Below are 16,329 nucleotides of genomic sequence, written 5' to 3' on the forward strand. Positions count from 1 at the left end.
TTAATTTTTAGTGATGAAGAATTTTATCGAGTTATAATATATCAGAATAGATAGTAGTAACAATCCGATATCTTCAAAAAATCTGCTCCAGCTTAAAGGTGCACCGTCGAGCCCGAAACACCCGCAATCGATGGAAAGTCCTCGCAATAAACTAACAGCAATCAAAACAGAAAAAGCAGCAAATAAAATAGCCGATAAAAGCGAGCTCCCCCTTAGCAATAATCCGAAGATTAAGAATATACCGATAACCAATTCAAGCCATGGTATAGAGATGGCAAATACATTTATGAAAAACGGTGGAAGAATTTGATAAGCTTGAATCGATTTGGCGAATGCGGCTGGTTCGGCAACCTTTGGTACGCTTGCCATAATTAAAACAAAACCTACAACTACACGCGAAGCGTATGTTAAAAATTTGTTACCGATAACTTTTCTAATCATTTAGCTTTCTCCCAACCCTCCATACCATCGTGATAAATAAATACTCGTTTAAAGTTCATATCCTTCATAGCTTTTGCCAAGTTCGTGCTTAACTCGCAATTAACTCCTTCACAGTAAATTACAATGGGCGTATCGGTAGGAATTGTAACTAACCTGGACATATAATCAAACATATTCAAGTAAGGAATGTTGATAGCGGTTGGAATATGACCTTCTTGATACGCTTCTGGATTTCGCGCATCAATAATTAATGCTGATTTTGTTGTAATTAGCCGCTGCAATTGGGATAAAGATACTGACCGATTTGAAGCGGTATCAGAAACTATTGTAGTGTGATTGAATAAAAGTGAATCGCTTACTTCGTTGTATATGGGAGATTGATTTAAAAGTGCAATTCCCTTAGGCGATAAAGTATTATAAACAATTGCAATAAGCAGAACGAAAACGATTATTATTAATGCCTCATGAAACGAATTTTTTGGTTTAAAAATTTCTATCATTCGAATTTATCATTCTTTGTTAGATGGTATCCGCGCAGGAATTCTTCCGCACTCAACCGGCGTTTGCCTTCCTGCTGAAGTTCCAATATTTCAATCGCACCCTCACCCGTTGCTACTAACGCTCGTTTGGATGAATCGATAATTTTTCCTGATTGATCTTTCGTATAATTATCGATAATCTTAGTTTTGAATATTCGTATTAGTTTTCCGTTGTGATGAGTATGTGCACAAGGTGACGGTGAAAGACCGCGAACAAAATTATGAATTTGTAGGGCGCTTTTATTCCAATCAATAACACAATGTTCTTTAAATATTTTTGGCGCCGGTGTGGCTACCGAGTCATCCTGAGATTTTGGTTTGACTTTACCAGCTTCTATTAAACGAACGGTGTGTAACACAATCTCAGCACCTATTTCAGTAAGCCGATCGTGTAACTCGCCGGCAGTTTCGTTTTCCTTAATTGGTAAGCGGGCTTGCAAGATAACGTTTCCGGTATCGACTTTCTCCTGTAGAAAAAAAGTTGTTACGCCGGTTTCTTTTTCGCCATTAATGATTGCCCAGTTGATTGGTGCTGCACCGCGATATTTCGGTAAAAGCGAAGCATGTAAATTAAACGCACCAAGTTTCGGTATAGTAAAAACTTCGCTCGGAAGAATTCGGAAAGCAACGATAACAAACAGGTCAGCATTCAATCCTTTTAATTGAGAAATAAAGTTTTCGTCTTTCAGCGATTCAGGTTGAAGAACTTTCAGCTCTTTTCGTAAAGCGAATTGTTTGACCGCAGAAAAAGCCAAAGTTTGTCCTCTCCCCTGCGGTTTATCAGGAGTGGTTACAACTGCTGCAACATCGCAATAATTTTCTAACAACAAACTTAAACTGGGGATGGCAAATTCGGGAGTCCCCATAAATATAATTCGCATTTCGCTTTCAGTTTAATTGAATTTATGTTCTTTATAAAATGACTCTTTGTGTAGTTACGACGGGATATTTTGTTGCAACTTCACCATTCTGAATTTTTTCGATTGCTTCTTTTAATTCTTGCTTCTTCGACTTAGTCAAATAATCAACGAACAAAACACCGTTCAAATGATCCAGCTCGTGTAGAATTACCCGTGCTAATAAATCTTCTGCTACAATTTGTTGATCTTTGAATTTAGTGTCCTTGTAATTTACTACAATTTTTTGAGGTCGTTCTATTTCGCCGCGAACATCCGGGACACTTAAACAGCCCTCTTCCATAGAGCATTTACCTTCTTCAGAAATCACTTCGGGATTGATTAGTGCAAATGGTTTTACATCTTCATACTCTTCGAGGAATGAAACATCAACTACAATTATTCGCTGCAGAACGCCAACCTGATTAGCCGCTAAGCCGATACCATCGGCGCTGTGCATCGTCTCGAACATGTCCATAATAAACTTCAGAGTAGAATCATCTATTTGGGAAACTGGTTTCGCCTTTTTACGAAGCGGCTTTGTGCCATCTAAATATATGGGTAATACTGACAAAAATCTTTTCCTTTGATAATGTTATAACAAATATAAAAATTTACGGAACACTATTCAACTACTCTCTTCGCACCAACATATCTTTTTTTATAATATGTACTTTGCATAGATGATATCGTAACTCCGAACGAACGACTCGCATGAGCAAACAAATCATCGCCTAAATAAACTCCTACGTGTGAAGGATTCCGCCCGGTTGTATTGAAAAATACCAAGTCGCCAAAAGCCAATTCGGATTTTAAAACTGATGAACCTATTCGATATTGTTCGTTGGTTGAACGGGGTAGTTTGATACCGAAAGATTTTTCAAAAATCTGACAGGAAAAACTGGAGCAATCAATTCCATCCGAATCGTTTCCCCCGTAAGAATAAGGAGTACCAATCAAACTTAACACCTCGATAAGTACTTTATCGCGCTCGGCTCGTTCCGGACTTTTCGGTGGTGCAGATTTTAGTATTTGGTCTTTTACAGATGGTATATCAACCTTGCGGTCATCTTCTGCCGCTTCTTCTTTTGCTTCTTCGCTTGCAAAACGGAATTCTTTGTTCGTATCCTTTTCCTCTGGCGCCCGAAATTCCTTAGCCTTGAATCGCGGGTCAGAACCTGAGCAAGCATAAAATAGAAACGAATTAACAATTATTAAAATCGAAATAAATATTTGTTTAGAAGTCATCAAATAATCCACCGTAAAAATTGAAGCCCCAAATAGGGGCTTCAAATATCATCCTAAATAAGAACGTAAGTGTTTGCTTCGTGAAGCATGCCGCATGCGTCGAATAGCTTTTTCTTTTATCTGCCGGACACGTTCTCGTGTTAATGCAAATTTTTCACCTATCTCTTCTAAAGTCAACGAATGTTCTCTGCCTAATCCGAAATACAAGCGGATTACTTCCGCCTCTCTGTCGCTCAATGTATTTAGTGCGCGTTCTACCTCTTTACTTAGCGATTCTTTCATTAAATCCTGGTCGGGCATCGGAGTTCTCTCGTCCTGGATAACATCCAACAGACGACTTTCTTCACCTTGAACAAATGGCGCATCCATCGAAACATGCCTACCCGAAATTTTTAGAGTGTCGGCAACTTCATATAGCGACATATCCAATTCTTCAGCTAACTCGATTGCACTCGGCTCGCGTTCAAATTCCTGTTCCAACGTGCTGAAGGCTTTGCCTATTTTATTCAATGCACCGACGCGATTCAAGGGTAACCGAACAATTCGGGACTGCTCGGCTAAAGCTTGCAAAATTGATTGGCGAATCCACCACACAGCATACGATATAAACTTAAATCCGCGTGTTTCATCAAACCGTTTTGCAGCTTTAATCAATCCTAAGTTTCCTTCATTGATCAAATCACCGAGCGATAATCCTTGATTCTGGTATTGTTTTGCTACACTTACCACAAAACGTAAGTTTGCTTTAGTTAATTTCTCAAGAGACTTTTGATCGCCTTTTTTTATCCGGCGGGCAAGTTCAATTTCTTCTTCCTGATTCAGTAAATCTACTTTTCCAATCTCTTGTAAATATTTATCAAGGGATTGGCTTTCTCTATTCGTGTATTGTTTAGGTATCTTACCCATCAATTACCTTATATTATTTGTCAAAATTTATTTTTTTAATTTCAGATATTCTTTGTTCACATCTATACGGTCAACGATGCCAACAATTGTTGCATCAACGGGAGCCATTTCTACAGGAAGCGGAACAGTAGCTTCTCGTGCTGAGATGTAAAAAACTGTTTCGCCCGGACCGGCACCTACCGTATCGACAGCTACGATGGGATCACCGGTTTTTTCGCGATGAGCATTCAGCGGTTGAATGAACTGAAGTTTGAATCCAATCGTATTCGGGTCTTTCCGTGTTCCCCAAATTGTGCCTATTACTTTTGCAAAAAACATCAGTTCTCTTCGATATCTAATTTATCTACCACTGCCATTATTACAGCATCAACAGGTTTGTTTTTTGTTAAAGTAGTTTGCCGGGCAGAACTGCCGCTGCAAACTAAAACGATATCTCCAATTCCTGCTTGGACTGTATCAACAGCTACTAAAAAAGTATCTTTAACTTTGTAATCTAAACCAATATGTTTTACAATTTGCAACTTGAAACCGACCAGCTCCTCGTCCTTACGAGTAGCCCAAACAGTTCCCACTACTTTTCCGAGAGTCATAATATTTATTTATTTATTAATGAATGATAAAAACTTGTACCACTTATTTGCAATGAAGAATCATCGAGTTCAAAAATTTCTCCGATAGTTTTAGCTAAATCAGCGAACGATTCACGTATACCTAAATTGATACCAACTTTATCATCCGGTGAATAACAGAGTATCGGAACATACTCACGCGAATGATCGGTGCTCGGAGTTATCGGATCGTTACCGTGGTCTGCTGTGAGTATCAACCATTCGCCGTCGCTCAAAGTTTCCGCAATTTTAGGTAAAGCCAAATCAAATTCTTCCAGAGCATTTGCAAAACCTAATGGATCATTTCGATGACCGTATAATTGGTCGAAATCAACTAAATTCGCAATAATCAGTCCCGATTTATTTTTTTTACTTTGTTCAATTATTGAACGGACACCTTCAGCATTGGATTTCGTGTGAATAATTTCGGATAATCCTCTTCCGGCAAACAAGTCGTCAATTTTTCCGATACCGATAGTTGGGATATTTTTGTTTTTCAAAATATCCAACAATGTATCTCCATGAGGCGCAACCGAAAAATCGCGTCTGTTTCCTGTTCGTTTATAATTGCCAGGATCACCAGCAAAGGGACGTGCAATTATCCGCCCTACTAAGTGTTTGCCAATACAAACTTGCGTTCTCGATATTTCACAGATTTCATAGAGTCTTTCGAGCGGTATAGTTTGCTCATGTGCAGCTATCTGAAAAACAGAATCTGCCGATGTGTAAATAATCGGAAAACCTGTCCGCTGATGTTCTTCACCTAAATCATTTATAATATCAGTACCTGAAGCTGCCTTATTTCCTAAATATCCTTTTGAGTTTGTAGCTGATAAAAATTTTTCCAATAAATCATCAGGAAATCCGTTCGGGTATGTAAGAAACTCTTTTTCAGTAATTACACCCAATAATTCCCAATGCCCTGTGGTGCTATCTTTACCTTTCGACTTTGCCGCCATTTTTCCAAAGGAAGCATTCGGTTGTTCAGACGGCGGTACAAACTTAATTGGTATAATATTCCCAAGACCAAATTTTTGTAAATTCGGGAGGTTGAGGCTGGCAACATTGTCAGATAAATTAGCGAGTGTGTTGCTGCCTTCATCCTTATACAAATTTGCATCCGGTAATTCGCCTACACCGACTCCGTCAAGGATAACAAGAATAACCTTTTTATGCAAAGTTTATCCTGGACTAAGAATAAACCTCTTTTTCGTTGCACTTACAAATCTGAAGACGTTTTTGATTGAATTTCCAAGAGCCTGTATTCGCTAACATGCTTGATATAATCAAAATCGGTTCAGTCATAGATTCACATTTAGGACATTTACGTCCCCGTTGTTTTGCAGCTTTCGCCGCTTTGTCAGCAAATGATTGTTGTTTTGCCATTTATAATTTTCTCCTATTAATATTTCTTATGTTATTTAAAAAACTCTAACTGTGTTTCCACCACTCTCGGTGGCTTTTTGCAGAACTAATGACGTATTTTTGATTAGTTCTTCTTTCGTCATTCCTTCGCTCGCACCGGAGACCCCGATGCTGAGTGTAACAGAAAAACTTTTATTCTCAAATGTTACCACGACCGAAGCGATTGTTTTGCGAATTTTTTCAGCCCATAAATATGCCTCATTGGCTGGCGTGCGTATTAATGCAATTCCGAACCGGTCTTTGTTTAACCTTCCGACAAGGTCGTATTGCCTGACACTGCTACGAATGACCTTTGATAAGGTTACGAGCAAATGATTGATACCGTTTTGACCATAACGAACGAGTAATTCGGGGTAATTATCCACACATAAAAACAATAAAGATAAATCTTCACCGAAATCGTCGGCTCTGGATAATTCGTCATTATATTTTTCGTTCCAGAATTTTTTCGAATAAACGCCCGTCAATTCATCGACGATTACATACTCGTCGATTATTTTGTTCATATAAAAAACTTCTAGAGCGGCGGCGGCATTTTCTGTAAGCCGGTATAATACTTCGATATCCTGTTTCGAGAAATTATATTTATCTTTGCTCTCGACGTTTAATGCACCATAGCATTTATTCATCGAACTAATCGGTATCGAAATGAACGAACCGGAATTGTTTATTTTTTCGGCTTCAAAATATCGACATCTGTTTTGCGATCCTATATCTTCTATCAATTCGTGCGAATTATTTTTTATAACTTCACCGACTATACTCGAATGAAAATCAATTGTAGTATCAGGTCGAATATAAATTTCGCCGCTACGGTTTATAACTTTTTGGACAGTCCAAATCTGTTTCACTTCGTCCTGCATCACGACCGAGATGAAATCCCATTTCAGTAATTTTGTGGATTCATCAACAAGCGATTGCGAGATTGTTGAGACAGTTAAATCTGCCTTTATCTTCTCTTGAAAACGATGTATTGCATTCAAAAGTTCGGCATCAAGAAGTAAGTCATATTTATCGGTATAACTTTTAATTAATCCCGAAATCAATTTTGTACACTGTCCCAGTAGAAGCAATGTTTCATAACCGAACGCTTCTTCGGTTTTACTATCTATTGCAACAACGGCAACAGCTTCATCGACTGATTTATTTGCTACTAAATTTTTAAAGAATACCGGTACACCGACAAACGATTTTATGAATTGCGGCTGGGAATAATAAGCAATCAATTCGTGTTCGGAAACAGGATTAACTCGTGTAATGATTTCGGGCTTCGATTGTAGAGCGATTTTGCTTACGATATCATGCCCGATATTAAAACGACGGGAATCTAAGAAGTAATGACTGTCTGTAATTTTTTCTTCACAAACCATTTGTTGTTTTTCCTGGTTTGCCCAGAAAAAAGCTACAGTGTGGGCAAAAGTAACTTCTTTAATTACTGCAAGAACTTTATTCAATAAGTAATCAAATTCAGTTCGCGGTTCTGAACCACCTTTGTAAACATCAGCGTTCACATCAAAAAAATCGGAAACCTGAAACTCACGAACAGCTTGCTTCGCCTCAGGTTTTAAAGGTTTGTTAACCATAACTTTTTTCCCCTCTTTTGGAGTTTGAGGTGCCACGGTTTTATTCTTCGAACGGACTACCACATCATCGTCAATTTCCTTGACCACACATTTCCCCAGTCGGTCGCTTTGGAAATCATCGAATACTAGTTTTTTCATCTCGTTTTCTTCCTCTGATGTTCTTACTTCTAAAATATCCTCGGATTGTTTAGCATCCTGAAACATTGTAGCTGTTAGTTCTTTCTGCTTAAACATAATTGATAAAATGAATAAACAAACAGCCGTGCAAAATATAAATGTAAATATAGATTTTCCAAACAGATCGTCAATCCAAAAAGTTATACTGATGGTTGAGAGTCCCACCAATAAAATCAACCCATCAATATTCTGAATAAATCGAAAAACCTTGTCCCAATGCGATTGGGTTGTTAAATTCAACATAGTTTTTTGATTGAAAATACTATCGAAAATCGGCTTAATTTAAACAATATTACAAACAAAGTCAACAAAATCATTGATATTTATCCAATAACAATATTTGATTAAGGATTTTTAGCATAAATAAGGTATTTTTGAGCGTTTTTTTTAAAGCCCTCCATACCGACTTTGGAGAACTTTTCGACAGCTTTTCGACCATTTTTAATATTTAAGTTCTCAAGAACCTTCTTATCGCCTATTAATTTATCGAAAAAGTTACGATTATATTTTAAAGAATCAGGATAAAATTTTTGAATTATCTGAATCACATAAAGGAAAGTTTCAACAGGTTTATATTTTTGTCTATCCAAAACTTTAAAGTAAATTCCGCTACATTTGCGATTGGCATACTTGGGGGTTGCTCCTGTAACCGAATCCGATGCGGGGGTAAATTCGATTGGTTCAAATCGAAGACCTTTCAGTTTAAGATCATTTAATTTCTTCGCTAACAATTTCCCGTCAATCCAGGGCGCCCCGATATATTCAAACGGTTTTTCAGTCCCGCGTCCTTCCGAAATATTCGTCGCTTCAAACAGACAATTTCCCGGATACACAACTGCTGTAGAAACAGTTTTCATATTTGGGGAGGGCGACACCCAAGGAAGTTTTGTTCCATCAAAATACATTTTCCGTTTCCAATTTTCCATCGGAATTACAGTTAAATCATTTTGAATATTTTTATCAATCCAATTTTCGCCGACTGCCATTTTTGCAATTTCACCCAACGTCAAACCATGGCGAATAGGAATAGGGAAAAAACCAACTGCTGATTTCAAATTTACATCGAGTAGAGGTCCTTCAACATCAACACCATTTATAGGGTTGGGACGGTCGAGCAATATAAACCGGATTTTATTTTCCGCAGCCGCCTGCATTGCATAAGCCATCGTAACATTGTAAGTATAAAACCGTGCCCCAACATCTTGTAAATCAAATAGTAATACTTCGATTCCCTGAAGCATTTCCGGAGTTGGTTTGAGTGTTTTTCCATACAACGAATATATTTTTATACCGGTTATAGAATCTGTTTGGTCTTGAACTTTTATACCAGCAGGTACTCTGCCTCGTATGCCATGTTCAGGACTGAATAATGCCACTATATCTATATTCTTTTTTAGAAGTGAATCAACAATGTGAACACCGTTGGATAGCAAAGACGTATGGTTGCAAATTACTCCGACGCGCTTCCCCGAAATTTTCTCATAATATTTTTCGAAGAATACATCAGCCCCGTATCTAACCTTGCTTTGTTGCGAATAGAGTAGAACGTTGCCCGAAAGATAAATAAATAAAAACGTCAGTACATTATATAGCGCTTTTGTGAACAAGTTATATTTTATCCATCGCTAAAATCCATGCAGCGAGTGTCATTCCGTCCCATATTTCATTTGATTTAATCTTGGAATCAATCTCTTTCCTACTCAAAATAATCCTTTCAAATTCTTCTGTATCATCGTGAGAGATATTAATAGGTGTTAGACTACGTGCTATGAAAACATTGCACATTTCGTCTGTTACACCGTTATAGGGATTATAAGTGCCTGCAAAAGTCAATTCACCCGCTTTTAAGCCGGCTTCTTCTGCCAATTCTTGAGCTGCCATTTCCTCGATAGTAGCACCGTCGGCGATGCTACCGCAAGGAAATTCAAGACTTTCTTTTCCGGCGAGGTAACGATATTGTTTGACCATCAAAATATTACCGTCGTCGAAAACCGGAATTATTAAACTCGACCCATTCGTGTGGACATAGTGATACTCACCCAATTTCCCTGAGGGAAGTTGAACCTCATCAACTAAATAAGTCCACCAATTATTCGGAATGTTATTTATCTGCTTTAATTTTTTCCATGGTTTCAGTTTCATATAACTTCGATTAATTCTTTTTCAGAGAAAAAGAATGCTATCTCAATTTTACCGTTTTCGGGTGAGTCGGATCCGTGCACGATATTCTCACCTTTGTTGTCGGCAAAATCTTTCCTGATAGTACCCGGCACAGCTTCAGCCGGATCGGTTGCGCCGATTAAAGCTCGAAAATCTGCAATTGCATTCTCTTTTTCTAAAGCTATTGGAACACAGCAACCCGAGCTCATAAACTCGACCAAACCATCGTAAAAGGGCATGCCTTTATGAACAGCATAAAATGCACCAGCAGTTTCTTTGGTAAGCCGGTTTTTTTTTATGCCGATTATTTTAAAACCTGCTTTTTCTATTCGTGCAATTACTGCACCTGTTAATTTTTTTCTAACGCAATCAGGTTTCAGAATTGCTAATGTTCTTTCTATCAATTGTTACTCCTTTTTATTTTTTACTTTTTGCCGGTTTCCTTTGTTCAGCTAAAACTTTTTGTACGGTTTCACCAATCAGGGCCGGACTTTCAACAACATGAATCCCCGCTTCACGCATCGCTTGCATTTTTTCAGAAGCAGTTCCCTTGCCTCCTGAAATTATTGCGCCAGCGTGACCCATTCTTCGTCCGGGAGGTGCTGTTCTTCCTGCAATAAATCCGATAACCGGTTTATTAAATTCTTTCTTAATGTATTCAGCAGCTTCCTCTTCGGCTGTTCCACCTATCTCACCAATCATAATTATTGCTTCGGTATCCGGATCGTTCTTAAATATTTTCAAAGCATCTGTAAATTGAGTTCCGATAATCGGATCGCCGCCAATTCCGATGCAGGTTGACTGACCGATGCCTCGCTCGGTTAGCTGCCAGACGGCTTCGTATGTTAACGTACCACTGCGCGAAATCAGTCCGACTTTCCCAGGCAAATGAATAAAGCCCGGCATAATTCCAACTTTTGCTTTCCCCGGCGAAATGACACCCGGACAATTTGGTCCTATCAAACGAACATTTTTCTGTTTTAGATATTCTTTCACGATTACCATATCTTTTGTCGGAATTCCCTCAGTAATGCACACGATTAACTTAATCCCAGCATCTGCGGATTCTTTTATTGCATCTGCGGCAAAAGCCGATGGTACAAAAATCACCGAGGTGTTGGCACCTTCCGATTTAACTGCATCGGCAACGGTGTTGAAAACTGGTACCGGATGTGCAAACGTATCTATTTCGTTTCCTTTATACATCATGTCACCTTTACCAGGTGTTACGCCGGCAACGACTTTCGTTCCGTATGCAATCATTTGCGATGTATGAAACGTTCCTTCGCCACCTGTTATTCCTTGTACTACTAAACGTGTTGTATTATCTGCAAGTATGCTCATAAATTAATCTTCTTAATTTTGTTAAACATTAATATTTATTATTATTTTATATTTTGCCTCTGCGAAATTTCTGTAAAGTTTCTCATAAATAAATTCATGCCATTCTTCAAACCATTCGAGTCGTTGGTCCATCGGTATTTGTTTATGTGATAAGTCGAGCGTGGTATTCCATGTAAACTGACTTCCATACCGCCAACAACAAGATACTTATTGTGCGACTCGTTCAGAGTTTTGAATAATTCCTGATATACCATTAGGAATTTTATTGATCCTTCTTCTCTTCTACTTTTGCAGAATCCTTTGGTTGTTCGATGTCGGTTTGAATATCTCGTGCTGCTTTCCGAAATTCACGTATGCCCTTGCCTAAACCTTGAGCTAAATCCGGAATTTTTTTAGCACCAAAAAATATTAAAATGAAAAGAAAAATTAATAATATTTCAGTCGTTCCTAAATTGCCAAACATAATTTTACCTTTTAGTTAGTTAAACACTTTTTCATGAATTAATTTTTTAATAACTGATTCAAACATTTTTTTACCATCCGTATGAAGCAGCACTTCATCCGAAGCTCTTTCGGGGTGCGGCATCATACCGAGAACATTTCCAGCTTCGTTAATTATTCCCGCAATATTGTGAAGAGCACCATTCGGATTCGCTCCATCCGTAATTATCCCATTTACATCACTGTAACGGAATACTATTTGACGGTTTTGTTCTAATCTATTAATCGTTTCTGCGTCCGCAAAATAATTACCATCACCGTGGGCAATTGGTATTTTAATTATTTCACCTTGTCTGTATTCCGAGGTGAAGCGGTTAGAATTATTTTCGACCCGCAGATAAACATAATCGCAGATGAACTTGAGCGATTTATTACGCAACAGAACACCGGGCAGCAACCCCGTTTCGCAAAGTATTTGAAAGCCGTTACAAATTCCTATTACAACACCACCTTTGTTGGCAAACTCAATTACTGCTTTCATAATTGGTGAAAATCGGGCAATTGCACCGCATCGTAAATAATCGCCATACGAAAAACCGCCAGGCAAAATCAGCGCATCAACATCCGCAACTGAAGTTTCTTTGTGCCAGAAATATCGTACTTCCTGATTTAATATATTTTTCAGTACATAATAACAATCGTGGTCGCAGTTTGAACCCGGAAAAACCACTACACCAAATTTAACATCCGAGCGAATCATTTATAAATCTCTAATCCCATCGCGATAGTGAATGTAGCAGATCTAATTTGGTTATCATAAGCACGATTATGAGAATTGAAAAAAAGTATAACAGCAATTGGGCTTTGAGTACTAATTTTTTATTTTGCCCCAGAAACAGGATTACTTTAATCCGATCGAGCGAAGCAGCAACAAACAATGTTGATATGCCGATTAATAACAAAACCAAATGTGAAATGGGTTGAAATAAATGATTCATAAATAAAGATAAAATACCTATTAACGCATAACCAACAATTGAAAATTCAACCCAAGTTTTTTTAAAATAATAATATAATGTATCCATATAATACCCTTCTATTTAATTTATTTCTTCAACAGTAAAGGAGTAGTTTTCCATAATAACGTTCGATAGCAACTTTCGACAAGCATCTTCGGTTTGTTGTTTAGCTTCTTCCATATTGTTGCTGTTAATTTTCATTTCTATGTATTTACCTATTCTAACATCCTGAATGGAAGAAAAGTTTAAACTCTCGAGAGCATGAAAAACCGCTTTGCCCTGAGGGTCAAGAATTGATTTCTTTAGAGTGATTGTTATTTTTGCTAAGAACAAAATCGACCTATATATTTACACATCAATACTCGTTTTTTCAGTATCTTCTTCAACTATTTTTCCATCTTGGAATAATTTCGGGATTGTTAAAATAGTCCATCTGATAATTCCTGTGAAAGAAAATAAAACAAAGAGGGGGAAAATTGCTGCCCCTTTTGTAGCTAAAATAATTACAACAGCCGTCAGGAATATACCGAATTTTAAAGGATACTCTTTGATATTCCGTTTATTGAATTTGGGCAGAGTATCATATTTAAATGTGCTGACCATTAATAGCGATAACCATATTATGAGAACGATAAAAACATCGGCTTTCCAACCGGCAATACCGTCGGCTTCCGTATAATAAGTTAGGACAAATGCTACTAAAGCAATTGCCTGTGCAGGAATTGGAAGTCCTTTGAAATAATCTTTATCAAAACCAACTAACTGTACGTTAAAGCGAGCGAGACGTATTCCACCTAAAATTAAAGGTAGCGAACTTATAATAATTCCCAGTCCTTCGAGATTATGCAGATAAATTTTATACGCCATAAAAGAAGGTGCTGCACCGAATGTTATCAAATCGGATAATGAATCGAACTCGACACCGAATTTGCTGGACGATTTGGTAATTCGTGCCATAATTCCATCTAACGAATCGAAAATAGCACCAAGTATAATAAGCCAGGCAGCAACTTCGAAATTTTCTTTACTCGAATGAATGATGGAGAAAAAACCGCAAAACATATTAAGGACGGTAAAAAGACTTGGAACAACAGCTCGAGTAATTTTCATTTTAGATTATCATCCTTATTCACCTGTGAATTCAGCTATTACTGTTTCGCCGGCTGATACATTTTGTCCTATACTTACTTTAACTGTAATTTTTCCCTTTGGAAGAAGTACGTCGACGCGCGATCCGAACTTAATCATACCAAACCGTTCGCCTGCTTTGGCAGGCATTCCGATTTTCAGGTCAGCTACAATTCTTCGAGCCACAGCTCCAGCAATTTGTTTAAACAATATTTTACCCTTTTGGCTTTCGATGCCAATTAAAGTTCGTTCGTTTACATCGGAGGCTTTATCCTCGAATGCAACCATATATTTACCCGGAATATGTTCGAAATATTGTATTGTGCCATCAATGGGATAGCGATTGACGTGGACATTAAAAGGCGACATAAAAATGCTGATAAGCACGGCATCGCATTTTAAAAAACTATCTTCATGAACATCTTTTATTGAAATAATTTTCCCATCGGCAGGCGATATTATCAGGTTATTTCCTGCCGGTGTAACTCGATCCGGGTCTCTAAAAAAATAGAGGGTGAATAAAATAAATGCTGAACTGAAAATAATCAGTATGAATCTTAATAAATCAACACGAATAAAAATTATTGATATTAATATCAGTGTAAAACAAATAAACAAAACTACCCCAACAACATCGAAACCATATTTAGCTATCAAGAAATTCTCCTGTTAATTTAGACTTTATGCGAAAGCCTGTCGTTTAATTCTGAAAATACTTTATAAATATTTTCATTTGAGTGATTAAAATAATCGCGTTGATATTTTCCATCTTCCGAGATATTCCAGAAGCGGCAGGTTAAAGGTGAAAGCTCGCCGCTTAGTACGATTTTATCTTCGATATGTCCGAATTCAAGTTCAACATCAGTTAAAACCAAATTTCGCCTTTCACAAAGTGAACGCAACACAGCATTCGTTTTCGATGCTAACCGGTTGATTGCCTTGAAATCCTCGATAGGGGTAAGCCCTAAAGATAGAATGTGCGTTTCGTTAAACGCTGTTTTATTTTTATCTTTGTTATAATAACAATACTCAAATATCGGAAACGTCAGAGGAACGCCTTCTTTTATATCGAATTTTTTACTCAACGAAGAAGTTGCACAGTTATACACATGTACTGATGTTTTTACCGGATGGTTTTTTTTGATGAGCAACTCGAAATCGGATAAAGTTCGAACAAAATCAGTGGGAATTTGGTATTTTTCTAAGTATTCGAAAAGATAAGAAGATATTTCTACCCGAAGGTTAATAATATTTTTAGTTTTCCCACGTAACTTTTTGATATCTTGGGAATCTGATTTAAATTCCATTATCAAAAAATTAGGTTGGTCGGCAGTGTAAATATTTTTTGTAGTGCCCTGATATATAAGTTCGCGTCCTTTTGGTTTAGTCACTTTATCTCCATTGAGAGAGAATCTAACGATAATTATTAACGAATACTGTAGTATATTAGCAAAAAAAAAGAAGAATGTCAAGGTTGATTATAATGGCACAAATAAGTATATTGGACGCAGAAAAAAATACCTATTGCCCTGTGGTGTAATTGGCAACACACTTGACTCTGGATCAAGTTAGTTCAGGTTCGAATCCTGACAGGGCAGCATATCCAAATTTCGAATTTCGAAATGCGAAATTCGATTTTTTTTTCCTTTGGCGCTATCGTCTAAGGGTTAGGACACCGCCCTCTCAAGGCGGGAATACGGGTTCGAATCCCGTTAGCGCTACTTCCAATCCAACATAACTTAGAAAATGAAATGAAACTAAGTTATCTGTTGGATTGAGAATCCCGATGAACGAAGTGAAACGGGATAGCCACCCCAATCTGATAGTAGAAACAACCAAATTATATGATTAAATTCCCAACCTTCAATTCTCACTAACCGCACCTTTACCCTATATTTATACTGAGTTAGGACAATTTTAGGACAATTCCTTTGTTTCATTTCCACAGCCATGATATTTTGATCAAGGGCTTTACTATAACTGTCAGGGATTGGGTGCAGTGGAAAAGTTAGATGTTGTGGTATTAATAATGTACAAATAATAAAGCCGGACAGTTTTGCCCGGCTTCTTGCTGCTCGGAGTTACTATGAAGTTAACAACCTATTTGATGAGTAGCAATTTTTTTGTATCAGAGTAAGTGCCTGCTTGTAATCTATAGAAGTACACGCCGCTCGGAATATTCGTTGCATCCCAAGTTGCTTCATAATAACCTCCATCTTTGAACTCATCCACAAGCGTTGCTACTTCACGACCTAAAACATCATACACTTTCAAAGTTACCCAACTGTCAATTGGCAATTGATAATTGATAATTGTTGTAGGGTTGAACGGGTTGGGATGGTTTTGAGACAGACCATATTCTACCGGCATATTTTTTACTTCTTCATTAGTGTTTGATTTTGAGATTGCTTGCG

24 protein-coding genes and 2 tRNA genes are annotated in these 16,329 nt (G+C 37.6%); 2 read left to right on the forward strand and 24 right to left on the reverse strand.

From position 1 onward, the window contains the following. From QME58_08110 to QME58_08220, 23 genes are all read right to left on the reverse strand, one after another. A complete protein-coding gene (locus QME58_08110) occupies positions 1-441 on the reverse strand; it encodes a MauE/DoxX family redox-associated membrane protein (GenBank protein ID MDI6803796.1) in 441 nt (146 codons plus the stop codon). After that, complete coding sequence (locus QME58_08115; GenBank protein ID MDI6803797.1) at positions 438-941, reverse strand: rhodanese-like domain-containing protein; 504 nt, start codon at positions 939-941, stop codon at positions 438-440. The genes QME58_08110 and QME58_08115 overlap by 4 nt, the downstream gene beginning before the upstream one ends. Beyond that, positions 938-1,861, reverse strand: coding sequence for a methionyl-tRNA formyltransferase (gene fmt / locus QME58_08120; GenBank protein MDI6803798.1), 924 nt, complete (start codon positions 1,859-1,861; stop codon positions 938-940). The genes QME58_08115 and fmt overlap by 4 nt, the downstream gene beginning before the upstream one ends. A 31-nt stretch (positions 1,862-1,892) precedes the next feature. After that, on the reverse strand, positions 1,893-2,450 hold the full coding sequence (def, locus tag QME58_08125) for a peptide deformylase (GenBank protein ID MDI6803799.1): 558 nt from the start codon (positions 2,448-2,450) through the stop codon (positions 1,893-1,895). A gap of 50 nt (positions 2,451-2,500) precedes the next feature. Next, complete coding sequence (locus QME58_08130; protein ID MDI6803800.1) at positions 2,501-3,124, reverse strand: C40 family peptidase; 624 nt, start codon at positions 3,122-3,124, stop codon at positions 2,501-2,503. A 48-nt stretch (positions 3,125-3,172) separates the two neighbouring features. Further along, the gene (locus QME58_08135) at positions 3,173-4,030 is read right to left on the reverse strand and encodes an RNA polymerase sigma factor RpoD/SigA (GenBank protein MDI6803801.1); all 858 of its coding nucleotides are present in this window, start codon (positions 4,028-4,030) and stop codon (positions 3,173-3,175) included. Positions 4,031-4,057: 27 nt separating this feature from the next. After that, positions 4,058-4,348 (reverse strand): EutN/CcmL family microcompartment protein, encoded by a 291-nt coding sequence (locus tag QME58_08140; GenBank protein ID MDI6803802.1) that lies wholly within the window; start codon positions 4,346-4,348, stop codon positions 4,058-4,060. Beyond that, the gene (locus QME58_08145) at positions 4,348-4,620 is read right to left on the reverse strand and encodes a EutN/CcmL family microcompartment protein (GenBank protein MDI6803803.1); all 273 of its coding nucleotides are present in this window, start codon (positions 4,618-4,620) and stop codon (positions 4,348-4,350) included. Before QME58_08145 ends, QME58_08140 begins: the two co-directional genes overlap by 1 nt. A 5-nt stretch (positions 4,621-4,625) precedes the next feature. Beyond that, the gene (locus QME58_08150; GenBank protein MDI6803804.1) at positions 4,626-5,816 is read right to left on the reverse strand and encodes a phosphopentomutase; all 1,191 of its coding nucleotides are present in this window, start codon (positions 5,814-5,816) and stop codon (positions 4,626-4,628) included. Positions 5,817-5,829: 13 nt separating this feature from the next. Continuing rightward, entirely contained in the window at positions 5,830-6,024 is a 195-nt protein-coding gene (locus tag QME58_08155) for a hypothetical protein (protein MDI6803805.1), read from the reverse strand. Positions 6,025-6,059: 35 nt separating this feature from the next. Then, on the reverse strand, positions 6,060-8,066 hold the full coding sequence (locus QME58_08160; protein MDI6803806.1) for a diguanylate cyclase: 2,007 nt from the start codon (positions 8,064-8,066) through the stop codon (positions 6,060-6,062). Positions 8,067-8,167: 101 nt separating this feature from the next. Continuing rightward, the gene (locus tag QME58_08165; GenBank protein MDI6803807.1) at positions 8,168-9,430 is read right to left on the reverse strand and encodes a DUF1343 domain-containing protein; all 1,263 of its coding nucleotides are present in this window, start codon (positions 9,428-9,430) and stop codon (positions 8,168-8,170) included. A 1-nt stretch (position 9,431) separates the two neighbouring features. Then, on the reverse strand, positions 9,432-9,965 hold the full coding sequence (locus QME58_08170) for an NUDIX hydrolase (protein ID MDI6803808.1): 534 nt from the start codon (positions 9,963-9,965) through the stop codon (positions 9,432-9,434). Further along, a complete protein-coding gene (gene ndk / locus QME58_08175) occupies positions 9,962-10,384 on the reverse strand; it encodes a nucleoside-diphosphate kinase (GenBank protein MDI6803809.1) in 423 nt (140 codons plus the stop codon). Before ndk ends, QME58_08170 begins: the two co-directional genes overlap by 4 nt. 16 nt (positions 10,385-10,400) lie before the next feature. After that, on the reverse strand, positions 10,401-11,327 hold the full coding sequence (gene sucD / locus QME58_08180; protein MDI6803810.1) for a succinate--CoA ligase subunit alpha: 927 nt from the start codon (positions 11,325-11,327) through the stop codon (positions 10,401-10,403). Between the two features lie 41 nt (positions 11,328-11,368). Then, positions 11,369-11,581 (reverse strand): hypothetical protein, encoded by a 213-nt coding sequence (locus QME58_08185; GenBank protein ID MDI6803811.1) that lies wholly within the window; start codon positions 11,579-11,581, stop codon positions 11,369-11,371. Between the two features lie 8 nt (positions 11,582-11,589). Next, positions 11,590-11,790 carry a twin-arginine translocase TatA/TatE family subunit gene (gene tatA, locus QME58_08190; GenBank protein ID MDI6803812.1) on the reverse strand — a complete coding sequence of 67 codons (201 nt, stop codon included), beginning with the start codon at positions 11,788-11,790 and terminating at the stop codon, positions 11,590-11,592. 15 nt (positions 11,791-11,805) lie between these two features. Further along, entirely contained in the window at positions 11,806-12,528 is a 723-nt protein-coding gene (gene purQ / locus QME58_08195; GenBank protein ID MDI6803813.1) for a phosphoribosylformylglycinamidine synthase subunit PurQ, read from the reverse strand. 10 nt (positions 12,529-12,538) lie between these two features. Further along, entirely contained in the window at positions 12,539-12,853 is a 315-nt protein-coding gene (locus QME58_08200; GenBank protein MDI6803814.1) for a hypothetical protein, read from the reverse strand. A 15-nt stretch (positions 12,854-12,868) separates the two neighbouring features. Next, complete coding sequence (purS, locus tag QME58_08205) at positions 12,869-13,123, reverse strand: phosphoribosylformylglycinamidine synthase subunit PurS (GenBank protein MDI6803815.1); 255 nt, start codon at positions 13,121-13,123, stop codon at positions 12,869-12,871. A 12-nt stretch (positions 13,124-13,135) separates the two neighbouring features. Continuing rightward, positions 13,136-13,897: a CDP-diacylglycerol--serine O-phosphatidyltransferase gene (pssA, locus tag QME58_08210; protein MDI6803816.1), complete on the reverse strand. Its 762-nt coding sequence runs from the start codon at positions 13,895-13,897 to the stop codon at positions 13,136-13,138. Positions 13,898-13,912: 15 nt separating this feature from the next. After that, positions 13,913-14,572 carry a phosphatidylserine decarboxylase family protein gene (locus tag QME58_08215; protein MDI6803817.1) on the reverse strand — a complete coding sequence of 220 codons (660 nt, stop codon included), beginning with the start codon at positions 14,570-14,572 and terminating at the stop codon, positions 13,913-13,915. A 17-nt stretch (positions 14,573-14,589) separates the two neighbouring features. Next, positions 14,590-15,306: a phosphoribosylaminoimidazolesuccinocarboxamide synthase gene (locus tag QME58_08220; GenBank protein MDI6803818.1), complete on the reverse strand. Its 717-nt coding sequence runs from the start codon at positions 15,304-15,306 to the stop codon at positions 14,590-14,592. Positions 15,307-15,440: 134 nt separating this feature from the next. On the opposite strand from QME58_08220, the gene QME58_08225 reads away from it, so the two are divergent. Both QME58_08225 and QME58_08230 read left to right on the forward strand, forming a co-directional pair. Then, positions 15,441-15,513: transfer RNA gene (locus QME58_08225), tRNA-Gln, on the forward strand. Between the two features lie 51 nt (positions 15,514-15,564). Then, positions 15,565-15,636, forward strand: a tRNA-Glu gene (locus QME58_08230). Positions 15,637-16,015: 379 nt separating this feature from the next. Here QME58_08230 and QME58_08235 read toward each other — a convergent pair. After that, positions 16,016-16,329: T9SS type A sorting domain-containing protein (locus QME58_08235; GenBank protein MDI6803819.1), on the reverse strand; the 314-nt coding region annotated here is incomplete at its 5' end.

Source organism: Bacteroidota bacterium (assembly GCA_030017895.1).
In the GTDB taxonomy this organism is placed as follows: Bacteria; Bacteroidota; Ignavibacteria; order UBA10030; family BY39; genus JASEGV01.

What these genes read in the sequence shown, in the direction of transcription:
- purQ (MDI6803813.1), bottom strand. Translation starts at nt 12,528, where the DNA reads ATGATTCGCTCGGATGTTAAATTTGGTGTAGTGGTTTTTCCGGGTTCA.
- QME58_08110 (MDI6803796.1), bottom strand. Translation starts at nt 441, where the DNA reads ATGATTAGAAAAGTTATCGGTAACAAATTTTTAACATACGCTTCGCGT.
- QME58_08155 (MDI6803805.1), bottom strand. Translation starts at nt 6,024, where the DNA reads ATGGCAAAACAACAATCATTTGCTGACAAAGCGGCGAAAGCTGCAAAA.
- QME58_08115 (MDI6803797.1), bottom strand. Translation starts at nt 941, where the DNA reads ATGATAGAAATTTTTAAACCAAAAAATTCGTTTCATGAGGCATTAATA.
- QME58_08200 (MDI6803814.1), bottom strand. Translation starts at nt 12,853, where the DNA reads ATGGATACATTATATTATTATTTTAAAAAAACTTGGGTTGAATTTTCA.
- sucD (MDI6803810.1), bottom strand. Translation starts at nt 11,327, where the DNA reads ATGAGCATACTTGCAGATAATACAACACGTTTAGTAGTACAAGGAATA.
- tatA (MDI6803812.1), bottom strand. Translation starts at nt 11,790, where the DNA reads ATGTTTGGCAATTTAGGAACGACTGAAATATTATTAATTTTTCTTTTC.
- QME58_08170 (MDI6803808.1), bottom strand. Translation starts at nt 9,965, where the DNA reads ATGAAACTGAAACCATGGAAAAAATTAAAGCAGATAAATAACATTCCG.
- QME58_08130 (MDI6803800.1), bottom strand. Translation starts at nt 3,124, where the DNA reads ATGACTTCTAAACAAATATTTATTTCGATTTTAATAATTGTTAATTCG.
- QME58_08160 (MDI6803806.1), bottom strand. Translation starts at nt 8,066, where the DNA reads ATGTTGAATTTAACAACCCAATCGCATTGGGACAAGGTTTTTCGATTT.
- QME58_08145 (MDI6803803.1), bottom strand. Translation starts at nt 4,620, where the DNA reads ATGACTCTCGGAAAAGTAGTGGGAACTGTTTGGGCTACTCGTAAGGAC.
- QME58_08140 (MDI6803802.1), bottom strand. Translation starts at nt 4,348, where the DNA reads ATGTTTTTTGCAAAAGTAATAGGCACAATTTGGGGAACACGGAAAGAC.
- QME58_08185 (MDI6803811.1), bottom strand. Translation starts at nt 11,581, where the DNA reads ATGGTATATCAGGAATTATTCAAAACTCTGAACGAGTCGCACAATAAG.
- QME58_08135 (MDI6803801.1), bottom strand. Translation starts at nt 4,030, where the DNA reads ATGGGTAAGATACCTAAACAATACACGAATAGAGAAAGCCAATCCCTT.
- pssA (MDI6803816.1), bottom strand. Translation starts at nt 13,897, where the DNA reads ATGAAAATTACTCGAGCTGTTGTTCCAAGTCTTTTTACCGTCCTTAAT.
- fmt (MDI6803798.1), bottom strand. Translation starts at nt 1,861, where the DNA reads ATGCGAATTATATTTATGGGGACTCCCGAATTTGCCATCCCCAGTTTA.